A 20,396-nucleotide genomic window follows, 5' to 3' on the forward strand; every position below is an offset into this window, starting at 1 on the left:
CGTGAGTTCGTCACAGCATATTGACAACCGGCTGATGAGTCTAGGAGGCTAGGCCACTAGTAGAGTGATCCACTTCACACGCCCTCGGAAGGCATTCCTATGTCAGAACCCCTCATCGCGATCGTCATCCTGGCCGCCATGTTCATCCTCGCCACCGTGCTGCCCATCAACATGGGGGCCTTGGCCTTTGTGGGCGCCTTCGTCCTCGGGGCACTCTTCCTGGGGATGGAGGCCGATGACATCATGGCCAACTTCCCCGGGGGGCTCTTCCTCACCCTCGTCGGCGTCACCTATCTCTTCGCCATCGCCCAGAACAACGGCACGATCGACCTGCTGGTCAGACGGGCCGTGAAACTCGTGGACAACCGGGTCGCCCTCATCCCGTGGGTCATGTTCACCCTCACCGCGGTCATCACGGCCGTGGGCGCGCTCGGCCCGGCAGCGGTGGCCATCATGGCCCCCATCGGCCTGAACTTCGCCGCCAAGTACAAGATCAACCCGCTGATGATGGGCATGCTGATCGTCCATGGCGCCCAGGCCGGCGGCTTCTCCCCCATCGCCGTCTACGGCGTGATCGTCAACGGCCTGATCGCCGACGCGGGCTTCGCGTTCAGCCCGACGGCCCTGTTCCTCAGCTCCCTGATCTTCAACGCGGTCATCGCCGTCATCCTGTTCCTGGTCCTCGGCGGCCGGTCCCTCGTGGGAACCCGGGTGTCACATTTCGCCGAATCCGTCTCGGACGCCCGCCTCCACGCCTCCGTGGGCGCCCGCGCGGCCGGCGTCGACTTCAAGGGTTCCGGCAGCGGTACCTACGGTCCCCGGGATCCGGCCGGCGACGGCCCGTCCGCCTCTCCCTCACAGACGGTCACGTTCCCCCAGATCGCCACCATGCTCGGCCTGGTGGCCCTGGCCGTGGTCGCCCTCGGCTTCCAGGTGGACATCGGCTTCGTGTCCATCACCATCGCCGTGATCCTCGCGCTGCTCTCGCCGAAGGCTCAGAAGGGAGCGGTCAACAAGATCAGCTGGCCGACGGTGCTGCTGATCTGCGGCATGCTGACCTTCGTCGGCACGCTCCAGGAGGCCGGGACGATCACGTACGTCTCCGACGCCGTCGCCCAGATGGGCATGCCGCTGCTCGCCGCCCTGATGATCTGCTACATCGGTGCCGTGGTCTCCGCCTTCGCCTCCTCCACCGCCATCCTCGCGGCCCTGATTCCCCTGGCCGTCCCCTTCCTCGACTCCGGGTCGGTCAGCGCCATCGGCGTCGTCTGTGCCCTGGCCGTCGCCTCCACGGTGGTGGATGTGTCCCCGTTCTCCACGAACGGCGCCCTGGTCCTCGCGAATGCGCCGGAGGGGACGGACGCCGACCGCTTCTACAAGCAGATCCTCACCTACGGGGCGATCGTGGTGGTCGTCGCCCCGCCGCTGGCCTGGCTGACCATGGTGGTCCCGGGATGGATGTGAGCCGCCACCGCCCGGAGCCACGGGCGGATCCGCAGACCGACCGCCAGACCGATCAGCAGACCGACCACGAGAGGACACCATGACCACCACCGCAGGACCGCTCAGCGGCTACACCGTCCTGGACCTCACCCGGGCCCTGGCCGGCCCCCACGCCGGGATGATGCTCGGCGACCTCGGCGCCCGGGTGATCAAGGTCGAGACCCCCGGCACCGGCGATGACACCCGGTCCTGGGGACCGCCGTTCGTCGGCCCGGAGGAGGACCCCCAGGCCACTTACTACCTCTCCTGCAACCGCAACAAGGAATCCATCGCGCTGAACCTCAAGAGTGAGGAGGGCCGGGCCACCCTGGTCGAGCTTGTCCGGCGGTCCGACGCCCTGTTGGAGAACTTCCGCACCGGTGTGCTGGACCGGCTCGGATTCCCGGTGGAGACCCTGCACGAGATCAATCCCCGGCTCGTCATCCTCTCCATCACCGGGTTCGGCCATGACGGCCCCGAGGCCTCCCGCAGCGGCTACGACCAGATCGTGCAGGGCGAGGCCGGGCTGATGTCCCTCACCGGCTCCGGACCGGACGACCCCCAGCGCGTGGGCGTCCCGATCGCCGACCTGCTCTCGGGGATGTACGGGGCCTACGGCCTGCTCGCGGCGCTCCTGGACCGCGAGCGGACCGGGAAGGGGCAGGTTGTGAGGACGTCCCTGCTGGCCGCGGTGGTCGGCGTCCACGCCTTCCAGGGGACCCGCCAGACCGTGGCCGGCCAGACCCCGCAGGCCCAGGGCAACCACCATCCCTCGATCGCCCCCTACGGCCTCTTCCACTGCCAGGACGGCAGCGTCCAGATCAGCGTCGGCAACGAGCGGTTGTGGAGGACGTTCTGCGCCACCGTCGGCCTCGATCCCGAGGAACCGGACTTCGCCACGAACGCGCTGCGGGTGGAGCACCGGGACCGGCTCATCCAGGTGATCGAACAGGCCTTCAGCACCCATTCGCCCGCCGAATTGCTGGACCGGCTGGACACCGCTGGCATCCCTGCCGGGAAGGTGCGGTCCCTGGACGAGGTCTACGCCTGGGACCAGGTCGAGTCCCAGGGCCTGCGCCTCACCGTGGACCACCCCCTCCTCGGCGACATCGACCTCCCCGGCCCCCCGCTGCGGTTCTTCGACGCGGCCTCGGGGCAGGAGACCACGAAGCGGGCCCACACCGCCCCGCCACTGCTGGACCGGGACGCCGAGGCCATCCGGTCGTGGCTGGCATGACCGGCGCCGAGGTGCGGCGGCGGCGCTCTGCCGCGCAACTTCTGGCCCTGGTGCTGGACGAGGGGACCTTCACCCCGTGGGATCGCCCAGCCCAGCAACCCCCCGCCGGCCCCCGGTATGCCGCCGAGCTGGAGGAGGCCCGCCGCGTCACCGGTGCCGACGAGTCCGTCATCACCGGCCGGGGGCTGATCCGCGGCCGGCCCGTGGCCGTGATCGTCTCCGAGTTCGGCTTCCTGGCGGGCTCCATCGGCCGGGCCGCCTCCCGCCGCATCACCGACGCCGTCCGACGCGCCACCGAGGAGGGCCTGCCCCTGCTCGCCTGCCCGGCCTCCGGCGGCACCCGGATGCAGGAGGGGACCCCCGCCTTCCTGTCCATGGTGGACATCACCCAGGCCATCCACCGGCACAAGGACCGGGGCCTGCCCTACCTGGTCTACCTCCGGCACCCCACCACCGGCGGCGTGATGGCCTCCTGGGGATCACTGGGTCACGTGACCCTCGCCGAGCCGGGCGCCCTGCTCGGGTTCCTCGGGCCCCGCGTCTTCGAGGCCCTCAACTCAGAGCCGTTCCCCAGCGGGGTGCAGACGGCGGAGAACCTCCACCGTCTGGGGATCATCGACGGCGTCACGGCCCCTGATGACCACCCGGTCCTGCTCGACCGGGTGCTGCGCATCGCCGCCCCGGCACCCCGGTCCGGCTCGTCCGGTCCGGACGGGACGACGCCGGCCCCGGCCAGCGCCACTGCCGGCCCCGGCACCACCTCCGCCTGGCACTCCATCGAGCGGACGCGCCACCGCGGACGGCCCGACCTGCAGCGCCTGCTGGCCGAGGGCGCGGACGACGCCGTGGTCCTGCACGGCACGGGTCAGGGCGAGGCCGACCCCGGGCTGACCCTCGCCTTGGCCCGCTTCGGCACCCAGCCGTGCGTCGTCGTCGGGCACCAGCGGCCGGGCCCCGGGGAGCGCCAGATGGGCCCGGCCTCCCTCCGTCAGGCCCGGCGGGGCGTCCAGGTGGCCCAGGAACTGCGCCTGCCCCTGCTCACCGTCATCGACACGGCCGGGGCGGAGCTGTCCCGCGAGGCCGAGGAGGGCGGGCTGGCCGGAGAGATCGCCCGGACCCTCGCCGACCTGATCGGGACCCCGGCGCCCAGCGTGTCCGTCCTCTGGGGGCAGGGTGCGGGCGGCGGAGCGCTGGCCCTGGTCCCGGCGGACCGGGTCATCGCCGCCGAGCATGCGTGGCTCTCGCCCCTGCCCCCGGAGGGTGCCAGCGCGATCGTCCACCGGGACACCCTGCACGCCGCCGAGCTGGCGGAGGCGCAGGACGTCAACGTCGCCGCACTGCACCGGATCGGGCTCGTGGACCACGTGGTGCCGGAGGAGCCGGCCGCCGAGGTCGACCCGCGCGGTTTCTGTGCGGCCATGGCCTCGGCCATCGAGTACGAGCTGTCACGGGCGGTCCGTCTTCCCGACGCCGACCGGCTCGGCTTGAGGGCCGCCAGATTCGACCGACTGGGTTGCTGACGCGGCCGGAGGGGAGGCGCCGGTGGAGGTGCTGACGGCGCTCGCGATTCTCGCGGCCGGGCTCGGCGGAGGCCTGGTCGTCACCGCGATCGGGGCGGGCTCTCTGGTGACCTTCCCCGTCCTGCTGGCCGTCGGCCTGCCGCCCGTGGTCGCGAACGTCTCCAACACCATCGGGCTCGTGCCGGGGAACATCACCGGCACCTGGGGCTACCGCCATGAGCTCGCGGGCCGCCGCGGCCTCGTCCTCGGCGTCGCCGCCACCACCGCCGTCGGTGCGGTGGCCGGGGCCCTGCTCCTCCTCTCCCTGCCGCCCGAGGCCTTCTCGCGGCTGGCACCCTGGCTGATCCTGCTCGCCGCCACCCTCGTCGGCGTCCAGCCCGTCGTCTCCGGGTCGCTGCGGCGGCGGGCGCTCCGCCGGGGAGACACACCCCGGGGTCCCCGTAGCCGCCTGCCGGCACCCCTGGCCTGGGTGTCGGCGGCGATCGGCGTGTACGGCGGCTACTTCGGGGCGGGTCAGGGCGTCATGCTCGTGGCCTGCCTCGCCCTGGGACTTCGGGAACGGCTCCAGACCGTCAACGCCCTGAAGAACGTGGCCGTGCTGGCCGCCAATGTGGTGGCCGCCCTGATCTTCGTCTGGATCGCTCCCGTCGACTGGGCCGCCGTCGGCCTCCTGGCGATCGGCTCCGTGGTCGGCGGCTGGCTCGGTGCCCTCATCGGGCGACGACTTCCCGGACCCGTCTTCCGCGTCCTCGTGGTCCTCTTCGGCTACGTCGTCGCCCTCCGGATCCTCCTGGATGCCGGCTGAAGGATGTCAGATACCTAGAGGCTGCCGATCGCCCGGTCCAGGTCCTCGATGAGATCGGCCACGTCCTCGATGCCCACGGACAGGCGCACCAGGTTGTCCGGTACCGCGAGCTCGGTGCCGGCCACGGAGGCGTGCGTCATCTCGGCCGGATAATTCATCAGCGACTCGATCCCGCCCAGGGACTCCGCCAGCTGGAACAGCCGGGTGGTCTCCGCAACCTTTTTCGCGGCCGCCGCCCCCCCGGTGAACTGCACCGAGACCATGCCCCCGTAGCCCCGCATCTGGCGGGAGGCGAGCTCGTGGCCCGGGTGGTCGGGCAGGCCCGGGTAGAGCACCCGCTCCACGCCGGAGACGCCCTGCAGGTGCTGGGCGATCGTGGCGGCGTTCGCGTTGTGGCGGTCCATGCGCACCCCGAGCGTCTTCAGCCCGCGGGTGGTCAGGTAGGCGTCCAGCGGCCCGTTGACCGCACCGGCGGCGAACTGCTGGAACTTCACCTGCTCGGCGAGCTCCGGGTCGTTGACCACCACGACGCCGCCGATCACATCGGAGTGCCCGCCGATGTACTTGGTCGTGGAATGGACCACGATGTCGGCGCCCAGTTCCAGCGGCAGTTGCAGGTACGGCGTCGCGAAGGTGTTGTCCACCACCAGCAGCGCGCCGGCGGCGTGTGCCACCCCTGCCAGGGCCGCGATGTCCGAGATCTTCATCATCGGGTTGGAGGGCGTCTCCAGCCACAAGATGCGGGCGGCGGAGGCATCGGTGGCCTCCAGTGCCTGCTCGACCGCGGAGACGTCCGCCATGTCCACCACGGTGTGGGCGACGCCCCAGGGGCCGAGGACCTTGTTGATCAGGCGGTAGGTGCCGCCGTAGACGTCGTTGCCCATGACGATGTGGGCACCAGGGCCGGCCACGGCGTGGATCAGGGCATTCTCGGCGGCCAGGCCGGAGCCGAAGGTGAAGGCGCGGGCTCGGCCGTCCACGCCGCCCTCAAGGGCGGCCAGCTGCTCCTGCAGGGAGTCGCGGGTGGGGTTGGTGCCGCGGCCGTAGTCATAGCCGTGGCGCAGTTGCCCCACGGCCTCGGGGGCATAGGTGGTGGAGAGGTGCACGGGAGGCACCACCGCCCCGTAGACCGTCTCGTGGGCCTGGCCGGCGTGGATGGCGCGGGTGTTGAAGCCCTCGTAGTGCGGGGTCTCGTTGGTCATGTCCGGTCCTTTCAGCGGGCCACGCGGGCCAGCAGGTCGTGCAGGGTGACGATGCCCGTGACCACGCCGTGGTGGGTGGCCATCACGGCAGGGGCGGAGCGCAGGGCCTCGCGCACTGCGGAGAGCGGGGCGTTGACGTTGACCTTCGGCAGCGGTGCTCCGACGTGGTCGAACACGGTGTCCGCGGCGGTCGCCCGCCCGGTGGCCAGCAGGTCGGTGAGGGTGGCCACCTCCACGGCCCCCAGGATCTCGCCGACACGCAGGTCGTCCCGGGGTGCGCCGACCACGGGCAGGGCGTCCACGCCGTAGCGGTTCATGGTGGAGATGGCCTCGGCCAGGGTGGCGTCCTTCGGTGCGGTGACCACGGACGGCAGGGCCCCGGGCAGCCAGGCGGACTTCTCCCGCAGGAGGTCGGCTACCGTCGCGTTCCACGCGCTGGGCACCGCGGAAGCCGAGGACACCGTGGAAGGCGAGGCGCCGGCGTCGTGCGCGGGCCGCAGGTCCACCGGCAGCACCGACTCCGGCGTGGAGGCCGCGAAGCCCATCTCGTCCATCCAGTCCGCGTTGAAGATCTTGCCGAGGTAGCCGCGGCCGGAGTCCGGCAGGATGATGACCATCACATCGTCCTCGCCGAGGCTCTGCGCGGCCCGGAGGCCGGCGACGACTGCCATGCCGGAGGAGCCGCCGACGAGCAGACCCTCTTCGGCGGCGAGGCGGCGGGTCATCTCGAAGGAGGCCGCGTCGTCCACGGCGAGGACCTCGTCCGGCACCGACTTGTCATAGTTGCCGGGCCACATGTCCTCCCCCACGCCCTCTACGGAGTAGGGCCTGCCGGTGCCGCCGGAGTAGATGGAGCCGTCCGGGTCGGCGGCGATGACCGTGACCGGGCCGGAGGCGCGGTCCGCGGAGACCTCCTTGAGGTAGCGGCCCGCGCCCGTGATGGTGCCCCCGGTGCCCGCACCGATGACCACATGGGTGAGCCGGCCGGCGGTGTCCCGCCAGATCTCCGGGCCGGTGGTCTCATAGTGGGACTCCGGGGCGGAGGGGTTGAAGAACTGGTTGGGCTGATAGGCCCCCGGGATGTCCCGCTCGAGGCGGTTGGCCACCCCGTAGTAGGACTCCTCGGACTCGGGGGCCACGGAGGTCTTGGTGACCACCACCTCGGCTCCGTAGGCCTTGAGGACGTCCCGCTTCTCCTCGCCCACCTTGTCCGGGGTGACGAACACGGAGCGGTATCCCTTGAGCTGGGCGACCATCGCCAGGCCGACTCCCGTGTTCCCGGAGGTCGGCTCCACCACGGTGCCGCCGGCGGAGAGTTTGCCCTCGGCCTCGGCGTTCTCGATCATCTTCAGCGCGATGCGGTCCTTCACCGAGCCACCGGGGTTCAGGTACTCGGGTTTGACCAGAATGGTGGCCTTGAGCCCCTCGGTGACCCGGTTCAGCTTCACCAGCGGGGTGTTGCCGATGAGGCCGAGGACATTCTCGGCGTAGGTCATGCCGTGCGGGTGGCCGGGCTGGTTCTCTGGAGTGCCGGCGTTCTCGGGCTGAGCGTTCATGGGCTCAACGGTACCGCCGGGGCCGCCTCGGGCGGCAAGAGCATGAATCCGCATGACTCCTCAACAGGGGACAATGGCAGGGTGTTAGGTTCCCTGCCCGCCCCGGACGCCTCCATGGTCCTGGAGCCCGGTGTCCCCGTGGACGTGCGCCTGACCCTGGGCGTCCTGCAACGCGGGCGTGCCGATCCCACCGTGCAGTCCCGCCCCGAGGGAGTCTGGCTCTGCTTCCGGGTGCCGGTGACGGGCGATCCGGTGACGATGCTGGTGAGGCCGGCGCCCTCCGCGCTGGTCCCGGGGCCGGTCCCGGTGCTCGCCTGGGGTCCCGGAGCCGAGGCCGCGGTGGCGGACGCACATCGGCTGCTGGGGCTCGACGACGACTGGTCGGCTTTCGATGCCCTTCTCGCCCTGCACACGACGGAGGCCACGAAGGCCACGGGGGCTGTTGGGACTGCCGGTGCGGCCGGGGTTCCGCATGCGGTGGTCCAGGCCCGCCGTGCGAACCCGGGGTTGCGCCTGCCGGCCACGGGCCGGATGGTGGACCAGTTGCTGACCGTGGTCCTGGAGCAGAAGGTCACCCATGACCAGGCCCGGTCCGGGTGGCGCTGGCTGGTGCGCGGGTTCGGCGACGCGGCCCCGGCTCCGGCGCCACCGGCCATGTTGTTGCCGCCGACCGCCAACGCCGTCCGGCGCATCCCCAGTTGGGCCTGGCACGCCGGCTGGGTGCAGCCCGCACAGTCGAGGGCGATGCTGCGGGTGTCCGAGCGGGCGAGCGCCTTGGAACGGCTGGCCGGCCTACCGGTGGGCGTCGCCGCCGAGACGTTGACCGCCGTGCCGGGGATCGGCGTCTGGACGGCCGCGGAGACCGTGCAGCGGACCCATGGGGCCCCGGACACGGTGGCCGTGGGCGACTACCACCTGGCCCATCACGTGGGCGAGGCCTTGGCCGGCCGCCGCACGGACGATGCCGGGATGCTGCGGCTGCTGGAATCGTGGGCCGGCCACCGGCAGCGCGTGGTCCGGCTCATCGGTCTGTCCGGCGTCCGGTTCAGCCGGTTCGGTCCGCGGCTGGCGCCGGCGGACCACCGACGGCGCTAGTCAGTTCTGGTCGGGATTCTGGTCGGTGTTCTGAGCGGGGTCTTGGTCAGAGTTCTGGTCGGGATTCTGGTTCTGAGCGACCTTTTCGCGGACCTCATCCATGTCCAGTCCCTGGACGGCCGTGACGAGCTCCTGCAGCTGGGTGGCGTTGACGGCACCGGGCTGGGCGTAGACCAGGACCTTGTCCCGGAACGCCATGAGGGTCGGGATCGAGGTGATGTTCGCGGCGGCGGCGAGGCCTCGTTCGGCTTCGGTGTCGACCTTGCCGAACACGATGTCCGGGTGCTCGCCCGACACCTGCTCGTAGACCGGGGCGAATTGTTTGCAGGGCCCGCACCAGCCGGCCCAGAAGTCGACGAAGACGATGTCGTTCTCGGTGATGGTCTGTTCGAATCCGGCTTCGGTGATCTCGGTGGTTGCCATGCCTTCCACCCTAACCGTCGCCGTCCGCTCCGCGGGAGCCGGGTCCACAGGCTCCGGCGGACTCTCCTCCACAGCGTCCACCGCCTTCGCGCGTCGCCCACGGATGGCCCACAGGCCCCTGATGCGGGGACGGCCGGCTTCCTAACGTCGGATCATCCGGTCAGCAGAAGACCGACCCAGAGAAGACCGACCCCGTGGACCGATCAGCCGAGGAGCACCCGATGTCACACGACGCCCCGCAGCAGCCGCGCCGTTCCCAGCAGCGCCCTTCCCCACCACGCCGGAGACCTGCGCCCCAGCCGAAACGCGGACCGTCCGGCCCGGGGCGCATGGCCCCCGGCCGGCGCACGACCCTCATGGTGGTGGTGGACCGTGAGGAGCCGGAGCATGCCCTGCGCGAGTCCATGGAGTGGGTGCAGGCATTCGAACGGGACTGCGGACTGGTCCTGGACACCGACGCCACGGAACTCTATGGGGTGGCACTCGCGGCGGACCTGAAGGAGTCCCTCCAGCCGCCCCGGGACGGCTCCGTGGCCGAATATCTCGATTTCATCTGCGTGGACGGCCGCTGGTGGGAGCCCGGCGACTGCCCGGCTGCCCCTCCCGACTCGAACGGGGCCCCGGCGTGGGCTTGGGCCTATTACGAGTCGGTCATGGGCACCCCGGATCACGCCTATTGCACCATCTGGGACCTGATGCCCCTGCCCGTGGCCGCGTGAGTGGAACGGCCACGGGCAGGAACGTGGGACGGAGACTACTCAGTCGCCGTTGACGAAGGCGTCATAGCGTTGCAGGAACGCGGAGATGTGCCCACGGCTCACGGGCGCCGCCTGGTTGTAGTTGCCATCCGTGTCCCCCAGGGAGATGCCCTCCGAGGCGAGCCAGGTGATGGCGTCATAATTCGGGCTCCCGACGGGGAGGTCCTTGAACGGTGAGGTGGCCGGGGCGTTGTGGTCCGGTCCCTCGAGCCGGTACAGCAGCGTGGCGAACTCCCCACGGGTCACCGAGTTGGCCGGACGGAAGGTCCCGTCCGCGTACCCGCGGGTGATGTCCTCGGTCGCAGCCCAGGCGATCGCGGTGAAATGGCCCGAGTCCTCGGAGACATCGGAGAACGGGGACTCCTCGGGTGCCTGGAACTCGGGCTCCATGTACCGGTACAGGAAGGACGTGGTCTCCGCCCGCGTGACGGCCTGGCTCTTGCGGAACGTGCCGTCGGTGTACCCCAGGGACAGACCGGTCCGGGCCATCCACTGCACCGGGGCGTAGTAGGCCGAGCCTGGGGGGTTGTCCGTGAACTGCGGCACCTCGGGGCCGGTGTCCTCCACGCACTCGAAGCTGGCGGCGGACTCGGCGTCCCCACCCGTGTAAGTGGCCACGGCGGGGTAGATGCACAGCGGGCGGGAGCGCTCGCTCGACCAGTCCTCCGGAACCTGGTCGTTGGCGGGGTTGACCCAGGCCTCCAGCCTCTCCGGCCGGTCGCCGTCCTCCACCCAGCTGACCAGAGCCGCGAGCGCATCATGCTGGTCCGTGGCCGGGCCGCCGGACACGTGCCCCATGCCCGGCACCTCGTAGTACTGGACGAAGTCGGAGGCGTCACCGCCATGGGTCTCATTGAGCTCCCGGTACCACGCGGAGGTGTCGTCCGGGGAGAACACTCCGTCCGAGGCACCGTGGATGACCATCATCTTGCCGCCCGAGGCCTGCAGGTCGTTGAACTCCAGGTCCGGCGGAGTCATGAACTCCATGGCGCTCTCGGTGTAGATCCCCTCGGTCGCGTAGATCGACGCGTTGGCCTCGTCGATATCCAGGTTCAAGACGAAATCACGCAGCGAGTTCAGCGCCGGCGCATAGGGCAGCGTGGAGAAGATGTAGCCCACGGCCACGGAGTCCCGCGAGATCGGCGAGTCGAATTTCCAGCTGCCCCATCCCGGCTGCACCAGGCCCGGATCATAGGGAAAGCTGCTGTACAGGGCGGTGCCGTCGCTGGTGGTCGCGCCGGCGAACACGGTTGTCACCACCGCCTTCTGCTCCTCGCTCAGGCACGTCCCATCTCGGTCGGCCTCACACGTGGGAACGTGGTCCGCCACGGAGAACACCTCGCCGCAACCGTCCTGGTCCTGCACCAGCCCGTCGGGCAGGCCGTCGAGCTCGTCGCACTGGGCCAGGATGGCATCCGCCAGCAGTTCCCGCTCCGGCGGGGTCAGCGCCGAGTTCAGGTCCTCGCTGGTGGCCACGGTGTTCCACTGCTGCGCGCCCCACAACTGGGCCACCGCAGCCTGCGGGAGGTTGAAGCCGGGGGCCAGCGCGAGGAAGCCGTCGTACTCGTCGGTGTAGCGGGAGGCCCCCACCATGGTGTGCCGTCCACCATTGGACCCGCCCGTCAGATAGGAGTACTCCGGCGCACTGCCGTAGGCCTCCTCCACGAGCGCCTTCGCCATCGGGGTCAGGGTGCCCACGGCCTGATAGCCGTAGTCCAACCGGGCCTGAGGATCCAGGCCGAAGGTGGGATTCTGACTGCCGGTGTGGCCGGCGTCGGAACTGATGACCGCCATGCCCATCTGGAGGCCACTCTCGCCGCCGCCCACCCGGCCCAGAGCGGTGCTGACGGAGCCGTCCAAACCGCCGTTGGCCTGGTAAAGGTATTGCCCGCCCCAGTCCCTCGGCAGACGCATCTCGAAGCCGATGGCGTACTCCTCGCCATCGACGGGGCTGGTCCGCTCGTTCATCTGCCCCGTGACGAGGCAGTGCTCACCGATCTCCTCACCGCGATTGCTGAGGGTGCCCGCGGCTACCACCTCGGCACCAGTGATGGTGGTGGACTCGAACTCGAATCCGGACAGTGCCGCACATTCCGGGGCCTCCGCGGACGCGCCGATGCCCACGGTTGTGGTGGGTGTGGCGGAGGTGGAGGAGGTGGCGGCCAGTGCCGCCCCGGACGAACTCAGGACGAGCCCGACGGCGGCGGCACCGGCGACGACGGCTCGGCGAAGGGCAACGCGGCTCATCTCAGCACCTCCCCCGCCGGCTCAGCCGGCGCTCGGGGACGGCCCTGTCGAAGATGGGTTGGCCGGAGGCATGACTATCGGGGCGTTCCATGGCGATGTCCTTTCAGAAGGGATATCACCCGCTGGCCAGCACCTCTGCGAGTTGTGATGTAGGCCACAGTGCGAGTGGTGGTCACATCCTATGGACATCCACTTGTCAAAGACAATGGTCGGTTACGTCAATGATCCTCCCGGGCGCTGAGCCACCGGAATAATCCTCCGGGATGTCCGGTTGCGCCGGTTATGCGAGCCATTGGAATCCATGAACCAGGAACACCGGACGCCCTGCAGGTCCTTGACCTGCCCCAACCTGCCGTTGCGGAGGGAGAGGTACGGATCCGCGTCCATGCGGCCGCCGTCAATCCGACGGATACCCTGCTCCGATCCGGACAACGGGACCTGTCCCGGCAGCCTCGACCCCTGATCCCCGGAATGGACGTCGCCGGGGTGCTGGAGGAGGTCGGCCCCGGCACCGAGACCCCGCTCCGCGTGGGTGACGCCGTCATGGCGATCGTCGTGCCGCGCGGCACCCAGGGCGCCTACGCGGAACAGGTGGTCGTGCCCGCCGAGTCCGTGGCCGCCGCTCCACGAGACGCCAGCCATACGGAGGCCAGCACCCTGCCCATGAACGGGCTCACCGCACGGTTGGCCTTGGACACCCTCGGCCTGCCATCCGGCAGCGTCATCGCCGTCACCGGGGCGGCGGGCGCCATGGGCGGATACGCGGTCCAGTTGGCGAAGGCTGACGGGCTGACCGTCGTCGCCGATGCCGCCACGAAGGACCAGGAGCTGGTCGCCGGCCTTGGGGCCGACGTCGTGCTTGCCCGCGGCGAAGGATTCGCCGACCGAGTCCGTGAACGGTTCCCCGACGGCGTGGACGGCGCCATCGACGGAGCGATGCTGCACGCCGCAGTTGCCCCCGCCGTCCGGGATGATGGCACCGTCATCACCATCCGGGGCTACGACGAGCCGGGCGAACGTGGCGTCAAGTTTCAGCCGATCCTGGTCGCGGACTACGCCCGGGAACAGCAGAAGCTGGACACGCTCAGGCAACAGGCGGAGGACGGTCTGGTGAGCCTGCGGGTGGCCGCGTCCTTGCCGAAGGAACAGGCCCCGGAGGCTCACCGACGGTTGGAGGCCGGCGGCGTCCGTGGTCGCCTGGTGCTGAGCTTCTGAAGATTCCGGAAACGAGAAAACCGCGGGAGTCTGATGACTCCCGCGGTTTTCCGCCGTGTGGCAGATACTGGATTCGAACCAGTGAAGGCAATGCCAGCTGATTTACAGTCAGCCCCCTTTGGCCGCTCGGGTAATCTGCCGGGGCCCCTTCCGTGCCAAACTGGTCTGCACCAGTCCGTTCGGTCGGCGACACCTCACTTTACCGGAGCTTGGCCAGGATTTCGAATCGGCGCTTTCGTCCCGCCATCGTGCCCCTCTCCCGCCGGGGCACCGGCCCGGTATGCCACCGTGCCGGGCCCCACCGGTAGGCTGTCCGCGAGGAATGTTCCACCCGAGTCCACCGCCTTCTCATCGCGGCGGACACAACAGTGAAGAGGAGTCATGGCCAGCGATTCGACGTTTGATGTGGTCAGCAAGGTCGACAAGCAGGAGATCAGCAACGCCCTGAACCAGGCCCAGAAGGAGCTAGCCCAGCGCTACGACTTCAAGGGCGTGGGCGCGGAGGTCGATTTCAGCGGCGAGTCCATCCTGATGAAGGCCGCCTCCGAGGAGCGGGTCAAGGCCGTCCTGGACGTCTTCCAGTCCAAGCTGGTCAAGCGCGGCATCTCCCTCAAGTCCCTGGAGGCCGGCGAGCCCTACGCCTCGGGCAAGGAGTACCGCATGGAGGCGACCATCAAGGAGGGCATCGACCAGCCCACCGCCAAGAAGATCTCCAAGTTGATCCGTGATGAGGGCCCGAAATCCGTCAAGGCCGCCATCCAGGGTGACGAGCTCCGCGTCTCCTCCAAGTCCCGCGACGACCTGCAGGCCACCATGGCCATGCTCAAGGACTTCGAGGACGCCGACCTGCAGTTCATCAACTTCCGCTGAGAAACCCGTTCGACGGACCGAGGACACCATGCTCTACCTGATCACCCCCGACGGCTTCGTCAGCACCCTGCAGGCATCCCTCGGCGACGTGCTCGTGGACGCCCGCAGTGGCCGCCCACTGGCCCGGCAGGCCTGGGTGGCACAGGACCCCGGCCTGGCGGGCATCTCCGCGGAAACCGTGCTGGCCGTGGCCCTGCGCCACGGCCTCGACGGGGGCATCGGCCTCGTCGTGCACGGAGGCTTCATCGACCAGGTCCTGGAACCAGAGCGATTGCGGGCCGTGGAACGAAACCAGAACCGTATCGCGGCGCAATTGGCCGCCATCGCGCCCGAACCGCGCTTCGAGGACCGCGACTGGCACCGCCAGCAGCGGTCCATCGCCGAGGAGGCGCGGCAGGCGGCCGGCGGTTCGATCCGTCAGGCCGAGAAGACGGCCGACGAGGTGCTGTCCGCCCCGGTGAAGGACCAGCTGGCTCGCGCCTGGGAGCGCGCCGGCGGGTTGCTGCCCACATCCTGACGCGGGCTGGCGGCCCGCCGAGCGACCGGCCGGGCCCAGCGGTCAGGCCTGGCCCAGCTCCCGGGCCATGCCCTCGAGGCGCTTGACCCGCTCGTTCATGGGCGGGTGCGTGGAGAACATCTTCTTCACGTTCCGGAACGGGTTGGCAATCATCAGGTGCGCGGTGTTCTGCAGCCGCTGTTCGGACGGCAGCGGAGCGGCCTGGATGCCGTTCTGCAGTTTGAAGAGCGCCGAGGCCAAGGCGAGCGGATCCCCGGTGAGCCGGGCGCCATCCTCGTCCGCGTCGTACTCCCGGGTCCGGGAGATGGACATCTGGATGAGCGAGGCCGCCAGCGGGGCCAGCAGTGCCAGCGCGATCATCGCCAGGGGGTTCGCCCCGCGGTTGTCCCGTCCGGCTCCGAAGAACAGCATGAACTGGGCCACCGAGGTGATGACGCCGGCCACGGCGGCCGCCATGGAGGACGTCAGGATGTCCCGGTTGTAGACGTGCATCAGCTCATGTCCCAGCACCCCGCGCAGTTCACGCGCAGTGAGCATCTGCAGGATCCCCTCGGTGCAGCACACGGCGGAATTCTGCGGATTGCGGCCCGTGGCGAAGGCGTTGGGTGAGGTCGTCGGAGCCACGTAGAGCCGCGGCATCGGCTGCTGGGCCGCCTCCGAGAGCTCGCGGACGATCCGGTACATCTCCGGCTGCTCCTGCTCGGTGACCGGATAGGCGCGCATGGAGCGGATCGCGATCTTGTCACTGTTCCAGTAGCTGTACGCCGTGGTCGCCACACCGATGACGGCGAAGACCCCGATCCACACGGCCCGGCCGGTCCCGGCCGCGATGACACCGCCGATGGCCAACAACACGGCGAACAATCCGGCGAACAGCAGGGTGGTCTTCAGTCCGTTGTAATGCCGGTGCATCCGGGGGCGGTCCTTCCATGGGGCGCGGAAACTCAGGGACGGTCGATCAGACGTCTGTGGGTACAACGTACGTCACGGGACGGGCATTCCGGGCGGGACGCCCAGGGAACGAGGTGGTCAGAGGACGGGGCGCTCAGGGAACGGGGTGGCGGGAGTCGTACTTCAGGAAGCCGGGCTGCCAGCGCATCAGGGCGCTGACGCCGAGCACGCAGAGTACTCCACCGGCCATGAGCGTCACCGGCTCGGTCAGCAGCTCGGCGGCACCCCCGGTCAGCATCTCCCCCACCCGCGGACCGCCGGCCACCACCACGATGAAGACGCCCTGGAGCCGCCCTCGCAGATGGTCCGGGGTCGCCGACTGCAGGATGGTGTTGCGGAAGACCGAGGAGACGGAATCGGCGCAGCCGGCCAGGGCCAGGAAGGCCGCAGCGGCCCACAGGTAGTGCTGGGGCTCGCCGCCGGAGGCCCCGGCGCGGGCCGCCAGGTAGACCACCACGCCGAAGCCGGCCACGGACAGCCCCCAGGCGACGATGGCCCAGTACACCGCCGCCCCGTGCCGGACGATGCGTGTCAGGGGTCCGGAGAACAGCCCCGTGAGGAAGGCACCGAGGGCCATGGCCGCCAGCAGGATCCCGACGGCGGCCTCGCCGCCGCCCAGCACCACCGCGCCGATCGCGGGCAGCAGCGCCCGCGGGAAGGCGGTGGCCATCGCGACGATGTCAGCGATGAAGGTCATCCGCAGATTCGGGCGGGAGCCCAGGAAGCGGAACCCCTCCACCACGGAGCCCCAGCCGACCCGGCGCCGGCCCCCGGCAGACGCCGCAGCGCCATCAATGCCATCAGAGCCATCAGAGCCATCAGAGCCAGCGACGCCAGCAGCGTCCTGCCGCTGTGGTGGCAGGGAGGGCAGGCGCCAGACCGCATAGAGGGCGGCCAGGAAGGTCACCACGTCCACCGAGTATGTCCAGGCGTAGCCCACCTGGGCCACCAGGACGCCGGCGAACAGCGGTCCGACCATCATGGCCACCGAGAATGTCATCATGTTCAGCGCGTTGGCGGCCGGCAGCAGCTTGAGGCCCACGAGGGCGGGGATGATGGCTCCTCGAGTGGGCTGGTTGATGCCGGAGGCCCCGGAATGGACCGCCACCAGCACGTACAGCACCCACACGCTCTCCAGCCCCAGCCAGGCCTGGGCCGCGATCAGGACGGCGGTCAGCCACAGCACGGAGGAGGAGGCCAGGGCGAGCTTGCGCCGGTCCACGTGGTCTGCCACCGCCCCGCCGTAGAGCCCGGCCACCACCAGCGGCACGAGGGCGAACGCGCCCAGCATCCCGACGGCCAGCGATGAGCCGGTGAGGTGGAAGACCTCGAGGCTGACCGCGACGAGGGTCAGTTGCGTGCCCACTGCCGAGAGCGAGTTCCCGATCCAGAGTCGCCGGTAGGCGGGGCTGACCCGCAGCGGGGTGAGGTCGGCGAGCAGCCGCGCCATCAGCCGCGGCTGATGCGGGTCATGTCCTCGCGGGGAACCACCTTGACGCGCTCACGCTGCACGGGGCCGGAGCCGGTGGCGGTGGCACCGAGGCCGAGCTCGTGCTCGTCCAGCTTCAGCCAGCCTTCCCAGGTGGTGTATTCGATGCCGCGCGATTCCAGCAGATCGATGACCGACTGCTCGTCCGGGCTCGCCGCGGACCACAGGTCCGGCTGGTCCTCGAGCATGCAGCCGATGGTTTCCAGGGCATCACCCTTGGTGTGGCCGATCAATCCGACCGGGCCGCGCTTGATCCAGCCGGAGGCGTACAGGCCGGGCACCGGGGTGCCGTTCTCGTCCAGGATGCGGCCGGCGTCGTTGGGGATGACGCCCTTGCGCTCGTCATAGCCGAGCCCGGGCACGGGGGAGCCGTGGTAGCCGATGGCCCGGTACACGGCCTGGACCGGGTAGTCGATGTACTCGCCCGTGCCCTTGACGTTGCCGGTGCCGTCCAGCTCCATGCGCTCCATCCGCAGGCCGGCGACCTGGCCGGCGTCGTCCCCCTCGCCTGCGACGATCTCCACCGGCTGTTGCAGGAAGTGCAGGTGCAGGCGGCGCGAGGCGCCGGAGTCCTGGTCCTCGACGAGCCAGTTGGTCAGGGTGCCGACCATGGTCTTCACCTGGTTGTTCGAGGCCGCCAACTGCTCCGAGGCCTCATCGAACTCGAAGTCCTCCGGGTACAGCACGATGTCCACGTCCTTGGAATGCGCCAACTCGCGCAGTTCCAGCGGGGTGAACTTCACCTGGGCGGGCCCACGGCGGCCGAAGACGTGCACGTCCGTGACCGGCGAGGCCTTGAGCCCCTCGTAGACGTTCTCCGGGATCTCGGTGACCAGCAGGTCGTCGGCGTGCTTGGAGAGCATGCGGGCCACATCCAGGGCCACGTTGCCGTTGCCGATCACCGCGACCTGCCTCGCGGTCAACGGCCACTGGCGCGGCACGTCCGGGTGGCCGTCGTACCAGGAGACGAAGTCGGCGCCGCCGAAGGAGCCCTCAAGGTCCACGCCGGGGACGGACAGGTCTGCGTCCCGGACGGCACCGGTGGAGAAGACGATGGCGTCATAGTGCCGGCGCAGGTCCTCCAGGGTGAGATCCGTGCCGAAGTCCACGCCACCGAGGAAACGGATGTCTCCGCGGTCCATGACCTTGTGCAGGGCCTTGACGATGCCCTTGATCCTCGGGTGGTCCGGCGCCACGCCATAACGGATGAGTCCGTAGGGAGCCGGGTAGCGGTCGAAGAGGTCGATGCTGACCTCGAAGTCACGTTCGGCCTTGGTCAGCAGGTCTGCCGTATACACGCCGGCCGGTCCGGCACCGATGATGGCGAGGCGGAGGGGGCGGTCGGGGGCAGAGGTCACTGGTCGTCCAATCGGCTGGGCTCGTCGGTGGCGGGCAGGCCACCAGCGGCTCATTCTACCGATGCCTCGGGAATACGCATGGCGGGCGTGATGGAATGCACGTTTTCGGGCAGGACGTCAGGTGACTTAAACGTCCAGGGGACCGGTCCACGCGGACCGGTCCCCTGGCACTGCGCCGAGCGGGGCGTCAGCTGTGGTCAGCCGCCCATGCTGCTCACGGCGGTGCCGGCGGCCCGAGCGGCCTCCGATGCGGTGACGTCGTTCTTCTCCATCAGGTCCTTGGCCTCGCGGACGAGGTCGCGGACCTGCTCGCAGGCCTGCAGCCACTTGGCCTCCACGGCGGAGAGGTCCTCCGAGGTGTTGGTGGCCTCGTAGTTCTCCTCCACGTAGGCCTTCTGCTGCTCGCGGTCGCCCAGGATGCCCTCGATGCGGTCGGCGATCTGGCCGACCTCCCACTCGTAGGCGGCTGATGCTCCGGCGTCATACTTGATAACCATGGTCTAGTCCTTTCGGGGTCCGGGTGTCCCGGCGAAATCTAACGGGGGTGTGGCAGGGAAGGTCCAGCGGGCGGTCCCGCTCGGACGGAATGCGGTACGGGGAAGATCAGGCCATGGAACCGCCGCCACCGCTACCGGTGCCGCCCCAGGAGAGCTCGAGGTTGTCGCCACCGGCGGCGTTGGAGTCGTCCACCGTGGTCTCCTCGGAGATGTTGTACGCCTTGTACAGGTCGGCCTGTCCGGTGTTGATCAGGGACAGGGCCTCAACCAGGGTGCCCTGGCACTCGTTGACCTTGACCATGAAGTTGCTGTAGGCGTTCGCGCCGGCGCCCTTGAAGGTCTCCTTCAGGGAGACGACCGCCTTCTCGAGGTTCTGCACCTCGATGACCAGCAGCTCTCCGGAGTCACCGGAGTCGCGGGCGGCCTTCTCGAACGTCTCCAGGCCCTCTGTGAGCTCTAGCTTGTCATTCATGTTCATCCCCTAGTGGTGATCAGTGTCGGACCGGCGGTCCGTAGTTGGTGTGCCTGACGTGTGCCCTGTTCGGCGACTCGCCGGCCCGATGTCTCCATAGTTCTGCCTGGGCCGGACTCCGGTCAACCGGATTCGATGGGGAGAACTCCCCATGCACATCCGGTGCCGTTGTTTCCGCCGCCGCCCAAACACTGGAATGATGTGGGAGGTCACGGCGCGGGGATGCGCCGCACCAGGACGAGCCCGGCAGGTACCGGAGAAGGAGGGGACCGCCCATGGCCTTGGATTTCGACTCACAGCTCATCGAATCGGTCGAGGTTCGCCGCCATCGTCTCAGCGCCTCGTTCCTGTTCGGGCTGAACCCCACCGAGCGCCGGTGGAAGGACCGCACGGCCTCCTTCGTCTACGGCCTCATCATCGCGGCCCTGATCTGCGCCTTCTGCGTGGCGCTCTCCTTCGTCATCAACATCCTCACGAACTACATCAACGATCGCAACGAACGCGAACAGCAACGCGAACAGCAGGAGTTGGAGCGCCAGCAGATGGAGCAAGAGGGACAGCCCCAGGGCACCAGCCGGCACTCGGAGCCTCCCGGTGCCCCGGTCTCCCCCGCTGCCACGGCCCTGCTCGCGTCCCTGCCCGTCTCGCAGCCAACTGCTCCGCAGGCTGACGCCCTGCCGCCGACCCCCTGGAGGACCTGAC

19 protein-coding genes and 1 tRNA gene are annotated in these 20,396 nt (G+C 69.6%); 10 read left to right on the forward strand and 10 right to left on the reverse strand.

Annotation, left to right across the window (positions count from 1 at the left end):
- Positions 1–99: 99 nt before the first annotated feature.
- The 4 genes from RUH65_RS05000 (at position 100) to RUH65_RS05015 (ending at position 5,044) form a co-directional block, all read left to right on the forward strand.
- The gene (locus RUH65_RS05000) at positions 100–1,464 is read left to right on the forward strand and encodes an SLC13 family permease (protein ID WP_313816145.1); all 1,365 of its coding nucleotides are present in this window, start codon (positions 100–102) and stop codon (positions 1,462–1,464) included.
- A 79-nt stretch (positions 1,465–1,543) separates the two neighbouring features.
- Positions 1,544–2,719 carry a CoA transferase gene (locus tag RUH65_RS05005; RefSeq protein WP_313816146.1) on the forward strand — a complete coding sequence of 392 codons (1,176 nt, stop codon included), beginning with the start codon at positions 1,544–1,546 and terminating at the stop codon, positions 2,717–2,719.
- Positions 2,716–4,239, forward strand: coding sequence for a carboxyl transferase domain-containing protein (locus RUH65_RS05010; RefSeq protein WP_313816185.1), 1,524 nt, complete (start codon positions 2,716–2,718; stop codon positions 4,237–4,239). The genes RUH65_RS05005 and RUH65_RS05010 overlap by 4 nt, the downstream gene beginning before the upstream one ends.
- Positions 4,240–4,261: 22 nt before the next feature.
- Positions 4,262–5,044 (forward strand): sulfite exporter TauE/SafE family protein, encoded by a 783-nt coding sequence (locus RUH65_RS05015; protein WP_313816147.1) that lies wholly within the window; start codon positions 4,262–4,264, stop codon positions 5,042–5,044.
- A gap of 14 nt (positions 5,045–5,058) precedes the next feature.
- Here RUH65_RS05015 and RUH65_RS05020 read toward each other — a convergent pair whose 3' ends face one another.
- Together RUH65_RS05020 and RUH65_RS05025 are read right to left on the reverse strand one after the other, a co-directional pair.
- A complete protein-coding gene (locus tag RUH65_RS05020; protein WP_313816148.1) occupies positions 5,059–6,246 on the reverse strand; it encodes a cystathionine gamma-synthase in 1,188 nt (395 codons plus the stop codon).
- 11 nt (positions 6,247–6,257) lie between these two features.
- Complete coding sequence (locus RUH65_RS05025; protein WP_313816186.1) at positions 6,258–7,742, reverse strand: cystathionine beta-synthase; 1,485 nt, start codon at positions 7,740–7,742, stop codon at positions 6,258–6,260.
- 141 nt (positions 7,743–7,883) lie between these two features.
- Here RUH65_RS05025 and RUH65_RS05030 point away from each other — a divergent pair, with 141 nt between their 5' ends.
- Positions 7,884–8,897 (forward strand): 3-methyladenine DNA glycosylase, encoded by a 1,014-nt coding sequence (locus RUH65_RS05030; RefSeq protein ID WP_313816149.1) that lies wholly within the window; start codon positions 7,884–7,886, stop codon positions 8,895–8,897.
- On the opposite strand, the gene RUH65_RS05035 is transcribed toward RUH65_RS05030, so the two are convergent.
- Positions 8,898–9,320: a thioredoxin family protein gene (locus RUH65_RS05035; protein ID WP_313816150.1), complete on the reverse strand. Its 423-nt coding sequence runs from the start codon at positions 9,318–9,320 to the stop codon at positions 8,898–8,900.
- 221 nt (positions 9,321–9,541) lie between these two features.
- Between RUH65_RS05035 and RUH65_RS05040 the strand changes: the two genes are divergently transcribed.
- Entirely contained in the window at positions 9,542–10,039 is a 498-nt protein-coding gene (locus RUH65_RS05040; RefSeq protein ID WP_313816151.1) for a hypothetical protein, read from the forward strand.
- Positions 10,040–10,078: 39 nt separating this feature from the next.
- On the opposite strand, the gene RUH65_RS05045 is transcribed toward RUH65_RS05040, so the two are convergent.
- Positions 10,079–12,325 carry a tannase/feruloyl esterase family alpha/beta hydrolase gene (locus RUH65_RS05045; protein ID WP_313816152.1) on the reverse strand — a complete coding sequence of 749 codons (2,247 nt, stop codon included), beginning with the start codon at positions 12,323–12,325 and terminating at the stop codon, positions 10,079–10,081.
- Positions 12,326–12,607: 282 nt separating this feature from the next.
- On the opposite strand from RUH65_RS05045, the gene RUH65_RS05050 reads away from it, so the two are divergent.
- Positions 12,608–13,540, forward strand: a complete 933-nt coding sequence (locus tag RUH65_RS05050; RefSeq protein ID WP_313816154.1) for an NADP-dependent oxidoreductase — start codon at positions 12,608–12,610, stop codon at positions 13,538–13,540.
- A gap of 58 nt (positions 13,541–13,598) precedes the next feature.
- Here RUH65_RS05050 and RUH65_RS05055 read toward each other — a convergent pair.
- Positions 13,599–13,680, reverse strand: a tRNA-Tyr gene (locus tag RUH65_RS05055).
- A 241-nt stretch (positions 13,681–13,921) separates the two neighbouring features.
- Between RUH65_RS05055 and RUH65_RS05060 the strand changes: the two genes are divergently transcribed.
- Together RUH65_RS05060 and RUH65_RS05065 are read left to right on the forward strand one after the other, a co-directional pair.
- Positions 13,922–14,410, forward strand: a complete 489-nt coding sequence (locus RUH65_RS05060) for a YajQ family cyclic di-GMP-binding protein (protein ID WP_313816155.1) — start codon at positions 13,922–13,924, stop codon at positions 14,408–14,410.
- Between the two features lie 28 nt (positions 14,411–14,438).
- Positions 14,439–14,927, forward strand: a complete 489-nt coding sequence (locus RUH65_RS05065) for a hypothetical protein (RefSeq protein ID WP_313816156.1) — start codon at positions 14,439–14,441, stop codon at positions 14,925–14,927.
- 42 nt (positions 14,928–14,969) lie between these two features.
- On the opposite strand, the gene htpX is transcribed toward RUH65_RS05065, so the two are convergent.
- From htpX to RUH65_RS05090, 5 genes are all read right to left on the reverse strand, one after another.
- Entirely contained in the window at positions 14,970–15,839 is an 870-nt protein-coding gene (gene htpX / locus RUH65_RS05070; RefSeq protein ID WP_313816157.1) for a zinc metalloprotease HtpX, read from the reverse strand.
- 133 nt (positions 15,840–15,972) lie between these two features.
- Positions 15,973–17,328: an MFS transporter gene (locus tag RUH65_RS05075; RefSeq protein ID WP_313816158.1), complete on the reverse strand. Its 1,356-nt coding sequence runs from the start codon at positions 17,326–17,328 to the stop codon at positions 15,973–15,975.
- Complete coding sequence (locus RUH65_RS05080; protein ID WP_313816159.1) at positions 17,328–18,725, reverse strand: FAD-dependent oxidoreductase; 1,398 nt, start codon at positions 18,723–18,725, stop codon at positions 17,328–17,330. Before RUH65_RS05080 ends, RUH65_RS05075 begins: the two co-directional genes overlap by 1 nt.
- Before the next feature lie 197 nt (positions 18,726–18,922).
- Positions 18,923–19,222, reverse strand: a complete 300-nt coding sequence (locus RUH65_RS05085; protein WP_313816161.1) for a hypothetical protein — start codon at positions 19,220–19,222, stop codon at positions 18,923–18,925.
- Positions 19,223–19,328: 106 nt separating this feature from the next.
- Entirely contained in the window at positions 19,329–19,694 is a 366-nt protein-coding gene (locus RUH65_RS05090; protein ID WP_313816163.1) for a hypothetical protein, read from the reverse strand.
- A gap of 275 nt (positions 19,695–19,969) precedes the next feature.
- On the opposite strand from RUH65_RS05090, the gene RUH65_RS05095 reads away from it, so the two are divergent.
- On the forward strand, positions 19,970–20,395 hold the full coding sequence (locus RUH65_RS05095; protein WP_313816165.1) for a hypothetical protein: 426 nt from the start codon (positions 19,970–19,972) through the stop codon (positions 20,393–20,395).
- Position 20,396: the final 1 nt, after the last annotated feature.

It is taken from the genome of Citricoccus sp. (assembly GCF_032154715.1).
Classification (GTDB): domain Bacteria; phylum Actinomycetota; class Actinomycetes; order Actinomycetales; family Micrococcaceae; genus Citricoccus.